Below are 16,416 nucleotides of genomic sequence, written 5' to 3'. Positions count from 1 at the left end.
TGATCAGAACCGCCCCGGTGTCCTGCAGCAAACAGAGAACCAGTGGGACCGGATTCATCCGGGAAGGCGGCATTCCCGACGACGATAATGTGGCGGATGTACCGACCTCTTCCCGAATAAATTCGGTCCCACAGGTTTCTGCGTAAATTTAGGTGGTTACGTGTTGTTTCAGTGAGTACGCATTTCAATTCAGTGGCTGCAGGCTGCAGCTTTAACACCGCCCTACGGTTTTCGGCTGGAACTGATAAGGTGCGCTGCCTGTAAAAATAGCTTTGGATGACGCTGCCGGGGTCTCCATGCAATGGCGACCTGCATCCAGCAACGATCACCGTCAAAGGAAACGCGTTTAATGTTCCATGTCATGTTCAGCCTGCCGTGCCTGTATGTCATCGTCCGTTTCATCCTGCCAATGCCCTGGAAATTGCAGGCAAGAATCGCCGTCGCGTTGCTGCTGGTGCTCGCCTCGCAATATCACCTGTACTCCCGGTTTTCCTCAGGCAGCGTGTTCTCCCCGGAATTTCCGCGAACTGTCGTGATGCTGTTCAACTGGGCCTTTGGCTCGATTCTGCTCATCGCGGTGGGACAAATCATTGTTGACCTGATTACGCTGGTAACGATGCTGGTTCGGCGGAAAAAGCTGACTATTCCAGCCAACCTGCGTTATGGATTTGGTATTGCGGCGCTCTTGCTGGCAGCACTCGGTGTGAACCAGGCGATACGGGTTCCGCCCGTCAAGGACATCGAGATAACGATCAACAACCTGCCCCCACAATTTGATGGCTACAAGATTCTGCAACTGACGGACTTGCATATCAGTCGTCTGTTTGATGAGCCGTGGACAAGAGCGGTGGTGAAGGACTCGAACAATCTGGGTGTCGATCTGATCGTCGTCACCGGCGACCTGATTGACGGTTCGATCCGTGACCGGACCCGAGACATTGACGCCTTGCGCGATCTTCACGCTCCCGACGGTGTGTACGTCATTCCCGGCAACCATGAGTACTTCTTTGACAATGCAGCCTGGATGCAGCATTTCGTTTCGTTGGGGATGATCCCTCTGGCGAACAGCCACACGCTGATCAAGCGTAACGGCGCACAGATTGTATTGGCGGGCGTCACGGATGTAACAGCACCCAAAACCGGCTTCCCCGCGCCTGACCTGAAGCAAGCGCTGCAAGGCGCGCCAAAAGACACACCCATCATCCTGCTCGACCATCAACCCAGAAACGCAGAATTCTCCGCAAGCCAGGGCGTGGCTGTTCAGTTGTCCGGTCATACCCACGGCGGCATGATTCTGGGGCTTGAGCGAGTGATCGCCTTGGCGAATGAGGGCTTTGTTTCCGGTTTTTATGACGTCGACGGGATGCAGCTTTATGTCAACAACGGCACCGCCCTGTGGCCCGGATTTGCCCTGCGATTGGGCATACCGTCAGAGCTGACCCGCATCACGCTTCGAACAGCGAAGCAGCAGGCTCAATGAGTATGCAAGCGAGCACCCCTGCCCCGTTCCTGAATCCAGACGACACGGTGGTGCTGTTCGACGGGACCTGCAAACTGTGCAACGGTTGGGCACGATTCGTTATCCGTCATGATCAGGCTCGTCGAATTCAACTGGCCACGGTGCAATCACCGGAAGGCCAGGCATTGCTGGGGTGGGCCGGGCTGCCTCAGGACAAATTCAATACCATTGTGCTCATCTCGAACAACAAGGTGTCCATACGCTCCGAGGCGATGTTCGAGATCCTCAAGCGCTTGAATGCCCCTTGGCGCTGGCTGACCGTTGCACGCGTTATCCCGCAAATCCTACGGGACTGGATGTACGACAAAATCGCCCTGAATCGCTATCGATTGTTCGGCAGATACGACTCCAGCCGCGCCCCAACCGCAGACCATGACCGCCGTTTTTTGAAAGGGGATCAGTAAGTCCGGTCTGCGGACAGGCGGCAAAGTCAGCGCAGAACTTCCTTTCAAGCGCCTTCAGGCAACCTGGCAATCACCTTGATCTCAAACTGAAAACCCGATAACCAGGTAACGCCCACCGCAGTAGCCGTCGGATACGGCGCTTCCCCCCAGTATTCCGCCACCACCGCCCAGGCACGTTCGAAATGGGTGTGCGGATCGACCATGAACACCGTCACATCGATCACGTCATTGAAGCTACAGCCCGCCGCAGCAAGAATCGCGTTGAGGTTCTGAAATGCCAGGCGCACTTGAGCATCCAGTTCTGGCTCAGGAGAGCCATCGGCCCTGCTGCCGACCTGGCCGGATACGAACAGCAGGCCGTTGCTGCGGATCGCCGGAGAATAGCGATGCAGTTCGTAAAGTGCATGGCGATCAGGCGGGGTTACTACGTCACGGACAGTCATTAGGTCATTCCTTCAGTTGGCTTTGCAGGTGGCAACTGTAGGTTTGCGCGGGTGGCGGATAAACGGGCAGTTCGCTAAATGACTGTTTGGCTTGGCCAAACAATGCAATGCCTGCCATATCACGAGGAAACGCTAAGCGTCTCGATCACCCGATGTTCTGTAGATGCGGGCCTGGCGTGCTCGCTTTCAGCGCTTTCGGCACTGATTCGCCTGGCCAGTTCTCGCCGAAACTTTACCGGGCCTGCATCACTGGGCAGATTGATTGGCGCAACGCGGGGATTAATCATGCCTTTGTGCACCGCTTCGAGCACAACGCGATCCTCGGCGAAAGCGTGTTGAACATCTTCATCGAAACGACGGGATACCCCCTCATCGCCTGGCTCGAAGTTACGCATCTGGAACCAGTAATAACGGGTGCAATGCTCGTCTACCGGCGTCATGAAGTTGTAAGAGTTCATCAGAAAAACATCGGCATGCAGCGGACCTTCATCCCGCCCGGTACCTGCCGGCGTGAACAATGCTTTGATGATTGCCTGGCAAGGGTACTGGACTTCGTAATGCTGCAGACGATCGCATGGCCCGTCAAAGGTCACGAACTGTGCATAGAACGGCGCCACCTCCACGTTACGCATCCACCGCGAGACAATAACGCCATTGGCCGTTTCAGTGGCGGTTACAGGCTCCGAAGCGCAGGCGGCGTTGCCGAAAGAAGACTGATGCACCCATGCCACATGAGAGGGATCAAGCAAGTTATCGGTCATGTACAGGTAATTGCACTGCACCGTCATGCTCGCTCCGCGGCTGAGTCCCCACTGCGGATCGCCCCACTCCGGCACTTCACACACGCTTGAGACGTCTGCCAGGGAAGGCTCACCCATCCATAACCAGACCAGCCCGTACCGCACGTGAACGGGATAGCTATGCACTCGCGCCCGGGACGGGATTCTCCCGCTGGTAGGCGCTCGTGTGCAGGTCCCCTGGCCGTCAAAGGTAAGTCCGTGGTATCCGCATTCGATCTGGTTACCGTCCAGACGGCCCATGGACAGCGGGAGCTTGCGATGAGGACAAGCGTCTTCGAGTGCGACGAGTTCGCCATCTGTTTTACGGAACAGCACCACCGGCTCACCCAGTAAAGTTGTGGGGTACAGGCTATGGTCAATGTCGCTGTCGCTGGCAGCCACGTACCAGGCATTGCGTAAGTACATATGCGTTACTCCTCTTGGGCTTCGCGCTGTTGTTTAAGAGCCAGCGTATTGCTGACACCACGCTTTTCGAGGCGAACAGAGAACTGGCAGAACCGGATTTATCCGAGAAGAGGCCGGTACATTCACAACATTTTTATCGTCGGAAATGCAGCCAGCGCTCGCTCCCAGATCTGTCGGGTTCGCAGCCATACGAGCTCCCGCCAGTCGCAATCGGCAGGATAAAACTGTTCCAGTAATGCCCGCTTGATGGTCTCGCCGGTTGCGTCGCAAGGGTCGCCGTGTAGATGAAGCCAGTGATCAGCACGCAGGCTGTCGTGAACATCAGGACCGGGCCACGTGCCGCATTCGATGACAAAGGGCATCAGGTGCACGTCAGGCAGCGCATCCAGCAGTGCTTGTGACGTATAGCCGGTGGAAGTCGCTGCGACCCCGGTATCGCTCAGGGTATTGGCGCCGGTAATCAGCGTATAAAGCCACGGGCCAAACAGTGCCTGCGCGTCGGGGAGCGCCGGGTATTGAGATTGGGCAATGGTCATGAGCATAGGGTGACCGTAGTCTCCGGCGCCCGTGTGCAGGTCGAATGCCATCGCAACTTCTGCGCTACCCAGATGGGTTGCCAGGATATGGCGAAGCGTATTGTTCGACCAACTCGGGCCGTGACCGCCGAAGAATAAACCGTCGGGAAACTGATATTGCCCGGCGCCGACGATGCCCATGAGCCCGGGCCAGCCATGCTCATCAATGAGCGAGCTGAATCGCACATCGGCCTTAGCGCGCTCTGCTCCGTCGAGGTCAGTGCAGGTGTAAACATCGTGTATCGCTGCGTACGCCGCGTTGTCAGGCAGTGACTGTGTGAAATCGACGTAATTACGGTTGATGTCGATATTGTCTTCGTTGACCCGGCGCATCCACGCAGTGCCCCAGGGGTTGATCAGGTGAATCATCAGGATGGCGGTGTCGGCTGGCAGTTGCTGGGTGGCAAGCATATCCAGCCAGCGGCGTTGGCAATCCGAGCCGTAGTAACCCTCGATACCGTGAGTACCGCTGATGATAACCATCACGCGCTTGGCATTCGGCTGCCCGAGCAATGCAACGTCTGTGCTCAGCGGCTCCCCGAAAGGCCCGGGCAGCGGGTGGTCGTAGCGGGACAGGATCGCCCCGGCTTGTTTGGCGGACTGCACAAAACGCTCGCGCAGGCCTCGATAGCTTGGATGAGTCGGAAATAGATTAGGCATGAGGATGGCTCGCAGACCGGCTGTCAGCCGTTATAAATATCGAAGCTGAAGTACTTCTTCTGAATAGCGTCGTAAGTGCCATTTTCGTGAATGGCGCGCAATGCAGAGTTGATCGCGTCGATCATCTGTTTATTGGATTTGTTAATGCCGATACCCACGCCCTCGCCCAACAGCACTTTGTCCCTGATCGGGCCGCCAGCGAATGAGTAGCCCTTGCCTCGCGGGGTCTGCAGGAAACCGGAATCACCGACCACGGCGTCAGTCAGGGTCGCGTCGATACGGCCGTTGATCAACTCGGGGTAGATCAAATCCTGATTCGTATAGCTCACCACGTTCACGCCATTGGGTGCCCATTTGGCTTTTGCATAGGCTTCCTGGGTGGAACCTTGTGCGACGCCGACAGTTTTGCCGGTCAACGACTCAGCAGTTGGCAGCAAGGCGCTTCCGGCTTTGGCAATCAACCGGGTTGGCGAGTTGTACAGCTTGTCGCTGAAAGTCACCTGTTTGGCTCGGGTTTCGTTGATGCTCATGGCCGAGAGGATCGCATCAAACTTACCCGCTTTGAGTGCGGGGATGATGCTGTCGAAACTGGTTTCCACCCACACGCATTTTGCTTTGAGCTGCGCACAGATAGCGTTGCCAAGATCAATGTCGAAGCCTTCAAGTGTTCCTTGAGGCGATTTTGATTCAAAGGGAGCGAACGTGGGGTCGACGCCAAAACGAATGGTCGTGATGTCTTTACTAAAGGCCGTGGATGACACAGCTGCGAGTAAAATGATGGCGATGAGTTTTTTCATGGAGGCGTTTCCGGGCTGGGCACTCGTGGCACAGGACGACTGTCCGCGAGCGATAGGCGCGGCTGAAGTCCTGAGATGATTGGCAGACAATGGAAAAGCGATGGTGCCAGTACTGTTTTTATTTTTTATGTGTAACTCATGGCGTCAACATAACGGATTCTTTGAGGGTAGATAAGGCCAGAAAAACTGGCTCATGCTTTAGAAAAACTAAACTCCGAGGCGTTGGTTCAAGTCATGCTGATCTTTGCCACGGGCAACCAGCCACCGATGAAAGTCTCGGCCCCAGGCCTTATCAAAGGCACTGCTGCTCCAGACCAGATAATAGGAAGACAACAGGAACAGCGGGCGTGCCAGCGGCATGAGCAAATACCCGGCCTCAATGTCCGCGCGAACCATGGAGTACTGCGCCAGGACAAAGCCGCGATTTTCGATTGCTGCCTGAATGGCCATGGACGACAGGGAAAACACTCGATGGCCATCCCGTAACTGCGGGCAGTCGACCTCCTGCGCAGCAAACCAGTCGTGCCAGGAAGGTGGTGATGCGAAGCTTGGCAGCCAGTCGACTGAAAGCAATGGGTAGTCGAGGATCTGTTCGGCACGGATGATGGGCTCCCGGCCTTTGAGCAACTCAGGGCTGCACACTGGAACGATGCAATCGCGGAACAACTCGATAGCATTTCCACTGTCCGGAATCCGGTCGCCGTAGGTAATGCGAAAGTCTATGTCGTAGCCGCCAGTAGAAGGCTCGGCATGGCGAGCTTCCAGAAAAAGGTCAATTTCGGGATAGCGGTCTTGCCAGTCAAAAAGCTGCGGTGCGAGCCACTTGGACATCAGTGAAGGAAACGCGCTGACTCGCATGTTGCTGGTGTTTTTTGCCAACTCCACCTCAGCCCTTCCGACCTGCAAACTCTCAAACGCCGCTGCACAGTTACGGTGATAACGTTCACCTACAGTGGTAAGCCGAATGCGCTTGCCGTCTTTGACCGTCAGGGTAATTCCGAGGCTTTCTTCCAGTAACTTCATCTGCTGACTGACAGCACCGGTCGAGATACCAAGGCGTCGTGCGGCCTCGGCGATACCGCCGCAGCGACCGACGATGTTAAAGATCTGCAAGGCACGCAGAGGGGGCAAATTATCCATGGGGTCTCCGCAGACGGGCTAATCCAGATTTTCAGTCGGGTGCGACAGCGTGGGGACGAGTTTATACAAGAAGGGGTCGTCAGGTTCGAATCCAGATGCAGGCAGCGAATGCTGCCGCCCAATCCGGGGATTTACGGTAGTTGATTTCACGCAATGGTTTGAGGCTGGCTGACCATGCAGCTCACAACACGACTGTCAGCAGCACATTTCCTTCATCAAAATAGCTCAAACTCAACACGGCTAACCCGCATCAGTGCAGGCATAACAACCAGAAAAAGACGGTAGAAAGAAATGACTATGGAACTGGACAGCAACGAGTACGTGACCACGACAGAGGCGCTGGAAAAGCTGTACGGCCCAATCGCCCGCCCCTCGATGGTCAAAGAGGTGGACCATATTCATCCCGTCTACCGGCCTTTCATCGAGTCAGCAACCTTTGCGATTCTTGCTTCGTCAGGCCCCGATGGACTTGACGCATCGCCACGTGGCGATCAGGCAGGGTTTGTTCATATCGAAGACAGCAAGACGCTTTATCTGCCCGATCGACGTGGTAACAACCGGATCGACACCCTGCGCAATATCGTGACTGATCCCCGGGTGGCACTGCTGTTTCTCATACCAGGGGTCGGGGAAACGTTGCGAGTCAACGGGACAGCACAGATATCAGTGAACCCCGAATTACTGGCGCGTTTCGCCGTGAATGGCCAGCAGCCTAAATCGGTGCTGCGCATCACCGTCACCAGCGTTTATTTCCAGTGCAGCCGGGCGGTCATTAGGGCGGGACTTTGGGATGCAGCGCGTCACGTGGAAAGAAGCACGCTGCCGACTGCCGGGAAAATATTGAAGGAAATCTCGGCCGCCGAAATTGATGGCGATGCGTATGACAAGGCATTGCCGGGGCGTATTGCTGATACGTTGTATTGATGGGACTCAAAGGTTTGGAGAGAACTTGATGGTCGCAGCCGGCTCACTCTCCCATCGATATCCGGGTGCTGAGCCATGAAAGAATAGCTATCTTTTGAAAATAGCCGGAAGCCGCCCCAGCCAAAAGTAAGTTAAAAAGCTCTTGCCCGATCGCAGAGTGCCTGAACGCCGCCTCGCAGCCTACGGCAGCTCCTACAGAAGACAGGCAAGCTCACACAATCAGGTCGGCTTTCAGGCCGCCAAGCTTTTGATTTTGATCTGAGGCGCCCCGTTAAATCACGCTGGCCGAACGCAGATTCTGAAGCGTGGGACGCCCTTGAGTTGAAGAGGGGCAGGACGCCGAGTTAGCCGCATTGGGCCATGGATGGCCCGTTGCGGCGGCCCACGGTTCAGGATCTGCGGGCGGGTACACATAGCGACAGCGAGGTGCCGAGTGGTGGGGCAAGAGCGTTTTGGTTACTTTTGCGCTCTATCAAAAGTGACGCGCCGTAAGGGCGCAACCAATATCAGCCCTGACCGCGATAACGGATATGTACACTAGAATCCCTGCATGGAAAAGATGTGTAGATATCAATACCCCTCAAAGCTTGAACTTGCCCACCAACGTATTGAACGAAATCGCCAGACGCGACAATTCCTGACTCGAAGCGTTGGTCTGGTTCGCACCGGCGGATGTCTGGGTCGACAGGTCCTGGATATTCACCAGGTTGCGGTCGACTTCACGTGCTACCTGAGCCTGCTCTTCTGCTGCGCTGGCGATCACCAGGTTACGTTCATTGATCTCGCTGACTCCGGCGCTGATTCGCTCCAGTGCCAGGCCAGCTTCAGTTGCCAGCGACTGCGTGCTTTGAGCCATCGACTGGCTTTTGCTCATCGACTGTACGGCCTCGTCAGCGCCTGCGCGTACGACCTTGATCATCGCTTCGATTTCGCCAGTAGAGGCTTGCGTGCGATGGGCCAAGGCCCGGACTTCGTCGGCGACAACGGCGAAGCCTCGACCCTGTTCACCGGCACGAGCGGCTTCGATGGCAGCGTTGAGGGCCAATAGATTGGTCTGCTCAGCGATACCACGAATCACGTCCAGCACCTTGGTGATGTCACGAATCTGGCCGGCCAGGGTTTCGACACGCTGCGTGGAGTCGTTAATATCCACGGCCATGGTGTTCATCGCTGTCACTGCCTGCTGGACTTGATGCTGGCCTTTTATCGCATCTTCTGCGGTTTGGCTCGACACCTGGGAAGTGCTGACGGCATTACGGGCAACCTCTTCCACTGCGGCGGTCATCTCGTTTACCGCAGTCGCGGCTTGCTGAATCTCGTCATTCTGACGAACCAGGCCACGTGTGCTATCTTCAGTAACGGCGGTCAGCTCTTCGGCAGCTGAAGCCAACTGATCGGATGCATCGGCAATCTGCTGCACCGTGCCTTTAAGATCTTTCTGCATGTTGGACAGTGCCTTAAGCAGCTGTCCGGTTTCATCCTCGCTGTTCGAGGTGATCTCTTTGGTCAGGTCGCCCTGAGCGATGCGAGTAGCGCTTTCCACGGACTGATAGAGCGGTCGGGTAATCATGCGGGTGACCACCAGACCCAGGGTGATGGCGGCAACTGCGGCGATTAGTCCGCCGATGATCAGCGCCCAGGTCACTTGATGGTTGGTATCTTCCCCCGATCTGGCGACGTCAAGCGCTTGCCGGGCATTGGACTCGATCATGATTTTGACTTCGCCGATGGTCTTGCGATACGCGGGGGTTGCGACGGTATCAGCAAGCTTGGCGGCTTGATCGACGTCGCCGCTTTTCAGCAGCGAAAAGATGTTTTCTGCGGCTGCGACGTACGCGGGCCAGTCCCGCTCGAAGTCATTACCTGCCGCGCGCTCGTCAGCTTCCAGAGGAGTGGCGCGATAGATTTTGAATTGTTGCTCAGCCTCTGCCTGGTTATCCCTGAAGGACAAAACGACAGTGTTAATGTCTTCCGGCGTGGCTTTGCGCAAGCCCAGATTGATGGCTCTGAACATGTCCCGGTGGGTGGCAATCACGTTGGCTTTAACCGAATCGGTTTTCTGGATCGATACCAGGTTATTGCTGACCGTGCTCTGCAGTTGGCCGTAGATAGTTGAGATCCCGCTGTACCCCAGCGCCGCAACACCGACAGTGATGACCGCACATAGACCAAAAGCAAACAGCAGCTTTGATTTGAGCTTCAGATTGAGGAACTGGGACATGGGGAGTACTCAGGCTTGTCGTTGTTAGAGTTGAGGGATTCACGCATTGGAGCCCTCTCTAGCAGCGTTATCGACTGGAAATGGGCAAACTTTATCGCCCCTCAATACTCCAGCTTACTTCGCCCACAGACAGGCCTACCCAGAACTCCCGCCCAAGCCTTGTAAACACCCGATCCAATCTTAGTTGATCGTCAAATTGCGCTGAGTGCCCTCTTCCGCATTGATATGACTCAACCGCCCTTGATCGTCAAACATGAGCCAGTCGGCTCCTGACAGGCGTGTCCTCACTTCGGGTCGAGGCCATTGCAGCGTCGCGCAAAGGCGGTCGCTATTGCGGTGGATGAATTGCCAGCGGGTTTCATCGTCAGAAACGAGATAACCAGTGAGCAGCCAGTGCTCAAGCAGGAGCACTTCAACAGGGTCGTCTTCAGGCCCTTCAATACACCCAGGCAAGCGATAGCCCTTGCGGCTGCCACGTTGCTCGATCACAAGGACGGGATCATCTTCTCTTTCACGCTTGATGCGGATTTCGACGACGTCACTGGATGCACTGAACAACTGACGGCCGTCATCAAAGACGGTCTTCGAGGCAGGTTCGCGGCTCATCAGGCGACGATCCGGCAGGCGGTAATGCCACAGCTCACTGCCCGACTCAGGGTCGTAAAGCCAGAGGTATTCGCCATGAGCATCATCCTTCAGCCCCAGAAGACGGCCTGGCAGATCACTGACATGCCACAGCGTTTCAAACCCTCGATCCACGTCGACCACCCGCAGTTGCCGGTTTTGCCCAATGGTCCAGGACGAACCGTTGAAGATCCTGGCGAATACGTCGAACTTATGTACGCCCAGATCCGTTGCGGTACGGTTAACCAGGTCCAGCTTGCTGATCCGCCAGGCTTCGCTTCGGCGAACCAGCACCAGCGCCACTTGTCGGCTGTGGGCCATCACGATGGCTTGCGCCGGTACTGAAAAGTGAAAAAGACGCTTGCCGGATGCGTCGACGACCACTGCACCCGCCTCGCCCAATGCCAGCAAGTAACGCGAGTCTTCCAGTGCCACGGCATCCAGTATGGCCCTGCTCCCCATTGCGGGTGCCGACCATTCAAGCGTCGCCTCAACGCTATCCAGAGGCTGTTTACCCCGGCGAGGCAACGCTTTGCCAGGAAGGTCAGCCTGGAGCAGTTTGTCCTTGCTCATTATGACCAGCGCTTGCAACTGATTATGGGTCAGCCGCCCTTGCCCATTTGCTTCATCGGCAATGATCGCGTGTATCGTTGCGCCGGTCAGCCAGGCCAGCGCTTTTGCGTGACTCTGGTGCTGCAACAATGCCTCCGCCAGGGCAGCGCGCTCGGCGAAGCGCTGAGGATCATCGCGAAGCTGCTCCACCCATTCCCCATAGGCGGCCAGCGTGTCAGGTAACAGGATCGCTCGTTTGACCAGTGCCCTTATGGCAAGACGTCCACCAGCGGCCTCCGCGTCAAGTAACCATTGAGCCGCCCGGGCGCGCTCGCCGGGCAAACTCCAGATGGCGTCGACGGCTTGCAACCACAGCCCTTTGCCGATGAGCGACTCGGCCCACTCAAGCCTCAACCGCCCGGCACTTTCAGGCTGTTTTTGCTCAAGCATCATCACCGCATCAGCAAACGCGTCGTCACGACGAGCCACCTGCACCGCTCGCTGCCAGTTACCGGCCAGGCACAGCAAGCGGACGATCACCGCTGGGGGCATATCCCACGTCAGGGCCAGATCGGCGGCTTGTTGGTACCGCTCGTGCTTTTCCAGATAGTCGAGCGCTTCCTGGCGCTCTTTCAGCAGTTCGGCCAGAACGAACACTGCTTCTTCAACACGGCCTTCCCGGTCGAGCCTTTCAAACGACTTCCGGTATAAGTGCTTGAGGCGGTCTTTAAGGTCATCTTCAAAAAGCATCGCGTTAGCAGGTCCGGAACGCTCACCTACAACAAGCTCCTGGCGCCGTTGCGGAGTCCCAAATGCCTGCTCCCCCGTGCTCTGGCCACCTTCCAGTGGAATGGCGTGGCGCAGGGCTTCTTCCAGATCGCCGTCTTCGAACATTTCCATCATGCGCCGCATGTACTCTGCCTGGCGTTTGCCATAGAGCGCGGAAAGCGGTGAGCGAAGTGTCAGGCGTGTAAGCCAGCGACGCCATCGATTGACCCTGGGCTTCGTGGGCGTGGCGCGCGGTGCAATCCCCGGCTGGCTCTGGGATTGAGGCACCCCATACCCCCCGGAGGGCTGGCCAACAAAAAAACGGCGAATCCACAGCAGCAACAGAGTAAACAACGTTGCGCTGATCAGGATTCCCAGAATCACTGCGCCGACATCCGGGGAATCTGCCGCCGACGGCGAAATGGTTTGATCCTTCTTATCGTTGACGGCCATCCAGATAAAAGCGGCAACCAATATCCCGCTGATGCCGAGTTTCAGCCAGGGCAGCGATGCCACCTCGGGGCTCTTCCACGGGTTATCCGCTGGTCTACCGGCAGCCTGATCAGGGATTTTTTCAGGCGCGCTGACTTTGCGTTCCAGCAGCGCCTTCATCACCTCTTCCCGCTCAGGGCTGACAGGCCGCAGAGCACCGCCGAGGATCTCCCGCACGCCGGACGCAACAGCAGGCGGTTCAACAATCGGTTCCGGCAACGCCCGCCGACAGTCATAGGTCTCCAGCAAGGTGTAGCCACCCAAATCGAGCCATTGCGCTGGATTAATGAGCGTCGCATCGCGCAATTGCAAAGCGCTGACGTGGCTGGCACGCACCAGCCAGACATCGGCTGCGGGCAGGCTGCGCGCTTCCTGCGGGGTCAGAAGAGCCGAGCACAGTGCGTCGCCCTGACGTATCAGCGGCCAGCCCACCTGGGTTTCACACATCACAGACAGGGGTTGGCGAAAGCGCAGCAAGTCGCCGTCGGCAAAACGATAGGCGCTTGAACCCGTTTGCCATTGATCGAGGATCAGTCTTGCCCGTTCCTGCTCGTCAAACCTTTCGTGGGAGAACCATACCCCTTCAATGTGCTGATGACCGACCAGCACCGGACGGCGAATCAGTGTCGAGTCATGCTCAAGCATCCGTGCCTTCCCCGTGTTCGTCCGATGTTTCGTTGCAGAATATCTGCAGGCGCAGAGCATTGAGTGGCAACGAATAAACCAGTAATTCCCGGGTGGCACTGGTCAAGGCGGCGATAAGGCCGCTTACAGGGCAAAAGCTGATTTTGGCGATGGGGTTAGAGGTCGTGAACAACACACGCGATTGCCCATCACCACTTCGCAGCGTGACGGATTGCTGCCTGGAACTGTACACAACCATCGAGCAGTAATCATCGCCCTCTTGCTGCCATACACCGACAGCTTTCCAGCCACCGGACAGACGAAGGGTCTGCGTCGGCATCGAAGCATTCGGCGCAGCGACCAGTTGCCAGCGCTCGCCCTCAAGCGTAACGGTAAGCAGCGCACAGCCGCCGAAACCGCTCTTCCATTGCTTGCCACCGGCAAACAGCACCTGAGTGACGCCGTTAGCGTCGCCCACCACGTAAGCCGGCGAAACCTCGCCCTCAGCATTGATCGAGTGAGCGTATAAACGCCCGGCGTCACTGCGCACATAGGCTGCCCGATCCTTGTCGACTTTGGCCAGGCCCAGCACCTTGTCCGCAAGATAGTGAGTGGTACCTGACCTGGGTTTGGCGGGTGAGCGCGACGTTGCTATCGCCCAGAAAGCCAGATGCCCGTGGTTATCCAGTAAAAACAGACGGCCTGTAGTGCTGTTCCGCAACCAGACGGCGGGTAGAAAACTGGCCGTGCCAAGCGGTAATTTCAGCTCATCGGGCTCGGGTTTAAGGACAGAAACCAGTCCTGACATGTTCCAGAATGAAAGTTGCTGATGGTTACTCAGCACGCCGCCGAGTTTGTTGTGCATGAATGTGAGGCTGAGAGGCGTCCATTCCGGGTTCCATAGCTGACGGCGAATTTCGAGCGGTTTTTTTTGCCCGGCTGCTGGCAGCTTGATCAACACCACACCCGGCGCATCGAGCATTTTCATCGCGATGTGAGTGCCCGCGCTTGCAATGACCGGCAGCAAGGTCAGTGATACACGCGGCACGCTGCCTTTGAGTACGGGAGCCTCAATGGTTTCCCCGGCGAATTGACCTTTCAGTAGCTGCAGTGCGAATTGTTCGTCCGGGATGGGCAGCGACACGCGACGAGTGCTGGAACTTTGCAGCTCGAAGAACAGATTCTCCCCGTCCAGACTGCGGTGAACCTGAGCTCTGTGGGTACAGAGCTTACCGTCGGTTCTGGGCAAACGCTGCCCGACAACCCAGCACTCCCCGGCATCATGTTGCTGTTCGGTAAGCCAGTCACCCCATGTCTGCCAGTGCTCGTCAGTCACCACCTCATAAGTGCGCGCGTTGAGCAGCCGTCTGAGCTGTGCAGGCGAATCGAGTTCATGGAGTTCGGGCGCCTGCTGCAGAATGCCCCAGCGCAATTGGGCGCCCGCTTCCTGGGCGCGTCGCCCAAGCAATATCAGTAGCGCAAGGTGAACCAGTCTCGCTGCGCCTAGCTGCAAGGGACCGGCATCAAACAAAACCACGATCAGCCGATTTGCTTGCCGCGCATGGTATTGCGGTGCGACAAAAAGGTGTTCGCCAGCTGCGGCTCGGCGCAAAAACTCATCGGGCACCTCATCGGCCAGTAACCATTCGCTGGACAGTAAACGCTCATAGGGTCCGCGACGCTGCAGATCACCCAGGCCGTCGGGCTCGGGCACCCCGCCTTGCTGTCGCCCGCGAAACGGGCCGAGCAGTGGATTCAGACGCCCCAGCAGGTCGGCGAACATGGGTAAATGCTCGGGGGCAAACCATTCGAGCCACTGCCGCCAGGGTTGAAGGCCATCAGGTAATTGCATCAGCGTTGCGCCCAATAATCCTGGATGATCAGCAAGTGCTCCGACGTGACCGGAAGTTGACGATCCAGGGGTACCACGGCGGACGGCTCACGCCACAGCAGCAGGGGTGAGCGCGAAAAACTGGACGACAAGGCCTGCCCCAGTAGATCGATTGGCACATCGGGCTCCCAACTGGTGGGTAACCATAGGCCGGGCGCACGCTCATCCATTGCCGCGTATTCCACCCCATCGACCCACGGCAATTCGCCAACAGCACCGGACACCACCATTACATCGCGATTGGCGGTGACTTGCAGACGTACAGCCTGCTCAGCCGGAACCAATGATAACCGTGCGTGCAGGCGCCGGGCTGCCTCGCCCCATGCTACGGCAGCCCGCGGCTCGGCCGGAGTCAGGCGAGGCCGCCAACTCCAGGTCTTTGCGTAAGCACTCATGCCGATGTCGACAGCATCTGGGCTAATTGCCCACGTACTTCCTGCAAGCGTGCCGGTATGGTCTGCGTATTGAAGTTGGCATCTATCTCGCGAAGCAAGCCTTCAAGCAAAGCACTAGCCGGTGGTTCGCTACGGGCCAGGTAGTCCTCCGCCGTTTCCAGCAGACGGCTGAGCCGTGACATCGGCTGCAGGGTTGCCTCCTCCACTGCACTGAACAAGTGACTGTTGCTGGACTGCGCAAAGATGTCCCGCAGGACTTCGCGACCATGCTGCTGGGTTTCCTTGGTAGGCAACACATACAGCAGCGGCCACAAATCTGCGTCACTGGCCTCAAGGCGTCCGCCCAGCAATGCGGCGGCCGCGATGAGTCGCTGAGACTTGACGATGCGGCGGTCCGAGAGCTGGATACCGGCCTCACGCAGACGCCGGATCGCGCGAGCCAGGGACGGCCGAACCTGAGTCAGGTCAACCTGTTTCAGCGCCTGGCCCAGGGTGTCCAGCTGGCTCAAGCCCAATAACTGCTGAACCGGGCGTTGCTCGGACTGCCAGCCACCCGCCAACATGGCCTCCAGTTGATTGTCAGGGACTGATTCAACGAACAGGTGCAGAAGGAAACGGTCACCGAACGCTGCCAGTGCCTCGTCGTCGGGCAAGCCATTTGCCGCACCGACGCAGACGCGCAGCGGGCACTGGATCTGCGTATGACCACGGCGAAAGCGCCGCTCGTTAAGCACACCCAACAGCGTATTGAGGATGGCTGTAGACCCGAGAAACACCTCGTCGAGGAACACGATATCGGCTTCAGGGAGCATACCGCTGACGTCTGTTTCAACGGTGCCTTCGCGCAACTTCTTCAGGTCCACCGCGCCGAACAGTTCGGAAGGTTCGGTAAAACGCCCCAGCAGGTATTCGAAATAACGTCCGCCCATGGATTGGGCCACCCGCCGCACCACCGCGCTTTTGGCAGTGCCCGGCGGGCCGATCACCAGAATGTGCTCCTGGGCAACGGCAGCCAGAACAATCAACTCGGCGAGCTGCTCACGCCCAACCAAACCTTCGGTAGCGACACGAACAGCCTGGCGAATGTGCAACGCAGCGCTCTGCAATGAGGCAATCATGGGGTCTTCCCTGAAACTGAAGCCGAAGATTCTGCCTGACGGCGACCTCGACGGACAAGTTCAG

At 57.4% G+C, this 16,416-nt stretch carries 12 protein-coding genes and 2 pseudogenes; 3 read left to right on the top strand and 11 right to left on the bottom strand.

From position 1 onward, the window contains the following. Positions 1-349: 349 nt before the first annotated feature. Both K3169_RS15070 and K3169_RS15065 read left to right on the top strand, forming a co-directional pair. Positions 350-1,480, top strand: coding sequence for a metallophosphoesterase (locus tag K3169_RS15070; RefSeq protein ID WP_231677037.1), 1,131 nt, complete (start codon positions 350-352; stop codon positions 1,478-1,480). Positions 1,481-1,482: 2 nt separating this feature from the next. After that, positions 1,483-1,923 (top strand): thiol-disulfide oxidoreductase DCC family protein, encoded by a 441-nt coding sequence (locus K3169_RS15065; protein WP_231677055.1) that lies wholly within the window; start codon positions 1,483-1,485, stop codon positions 1,921-1,923. A gap of 44 nt (positions 1,924-1,967) precedes the next feature. Here K3169_RS15065 and K3169_RS15060 read toward each other — a convergent pair whose 3' ends face one another. The 5 genes from K3169_RS15060 to K3169_RS15040 form a co-directional block, all read right to left on the bottom strand. Continuing rightward, positions 1,968-2,366: a RidA family protein gene (locus tag K3169_RS15060; protein WP_099271400.1), complete on the bottom strand. Its 399-nt coding sequence runs from the start codon at positions 2,364-2,366 to the stop codon at positions 1,968-1,970. A gap of 119 nt (positions 2,367-2,485) precedes the next feature. Beyond that, positions 2,486-3,571, bottom strand: coding sequence for an aromatic ring-hydroxylating dioxygenase subunit alpha (locus K3169_RS15055; RefSeq protein ID WP_263267045.1), 1,086 nt, complete (start codon positions 3,569-3,571; stop codon positions 2,486-2,488). A gap of 122 nt (positions 3,572-3,693) precedes the next feature. Next, the gene (locus tag K3169_RS15050; protein ID WP_263267044.1) at positions 3,694-4,806 is read right to left on the bottom strand and encodes a M14 family metallopeptidase; all 1,113 of its coding nucleotides are present in this window, start codon (positions 4,804-4,806) and stop codon (positions 3,694-3,696) included. Positions 4,807-4,829: 23 nt separating this feature from the next. Further along, on the bottom strand, positions 4,830-5,603 hold the full coding sequence (locus K3169_RS15045) for an ABC transporter substrate-binding protein (protein WP_263267043.1): 774 nt from the start codon (positions 5,601-5,603) through the stop codon (positions 4,830-4,832). Positions 5,604-5,810: 207 nt separating this feature from the next. Further along, positions 5,811-6,743 (bottom strand): LysR substrate-binding domain-containing protein, encoded by a 933-nt coding sequence (locus K3169_RS15040; RefSeq protein WP_263267042.1) that lies wholly within the window; start codon positions 6,741-6,743, stop codon positions 5,811-5,813. Positions 6,744-7,040: 297 nt separating this feature from the next. Here K3169_RS15040 and K3169_RS15035 point away from each other — a divergent pair, with 297 nt between their 5' ends. Further along, on the top strand, positions 7,041-7,667 hold the full coding sequence (locus K3169_RS15035) for a pyridoxamine 5'-phosphate oxidase family protein (RefSeq protein WP_231677033.1): 627 nt from the start codon (positions 7,041-7,043) through the stop codon (positions 7,665-7,667). A gap of 580 nt (positions 7,668-8,247) precedes the next feature. Here K3169_RS15035 and K3169_RS29775 read toward each other — a convergent pair. The 6 genes and pseudogenes from K3169_RS29775 to K3169_RS15010 form a co-directional block, all read right to left on the bottom strand. Further along, positions 8,248-8,844 (bottom strand): annotated as a pseudogene (locus tag K3169_RS29775) (methyl-accepting chemotaxis protein); the annotation flags it as partial. A 261-nt stretch (positions 8,845-9,105) separates the two neighbouring features. Then, positions 9,106-9,888: pseudogene (locus tag K3169_RS29770) on the bottom strand (MCP four helix bundle domain-containing protein); the annotation flags it as partial. Between the two features lie 180 nt (positions 9,889-10,068). Then, complete coding sequence (locus K3169_RS15025) at positions 10,069-12,969, bottom strand: bpX6 domain-containing protein (RefSeq protein WP_263267041.1); 2,901 nt, start codon at positions 12,967-12,969, stop codon at positions 10,069-10,071. Continuing rightward, positions 12,962-14,800 carry a hypothetical protein gene (locus K3169_RS15020; RefSeq protein WP_263267040.1) on the bottom strand — a complete coding sequence of 613 codons (1,839 nt, stop codon included), beginning with the start codon at positions 14,798-14,800 and terminating at the stop codon, positions 12,962-12,964. The genes K3169_RS15025 and K3169_RS15020 overlap by 8 nt, the downstream gene beginning before the upstream one ends. Then, entirely contained in the window at positions 14,800-15,234 is a 435-nt protein-coding gene (locus K3169_RS15015) for a hypothetical protein (RefSeq protein ID WP_099271409.1), read from the bottom strand. The genes K3169_RS15020 and K3169_RS15015 overlap by 1 nt, the downstream gene beginning before the upstream one ends. After that, on the bottom strand, positions 15,231-16,352 hold the full coding sequence (locus K3169_RS15010; protein ID WP_231677029.1) for an AAA family ATPase: 1,122 nt from the start codon (positions 16,350-16,352) through the stop codon (positions 15,231-15,233). The genes K3169_RS15015 and K3169_RS15010 overlap by 4 nt, the downstream gene beginning before the upstream one ends. Positions 16,353-16,416 lie beyond the last annotated feature (64 nt).

The sequence above is a fragment of the Pseudomonas phytophila genome, from assembly GCF_025643095.1.
Taxonomy (GTDB): Bacteria; Pseudomonadota; Gammaproteobacteria; order Pseudomonadales; family Pseudomonadaceae; genus Aquipseudomonas; species Aquipseudomonas quasicaspiana.
Note: the sequence above shows the minus strand (reverse complement) of the source record. Positions and strands in the feature narration are given on the sequence as shown.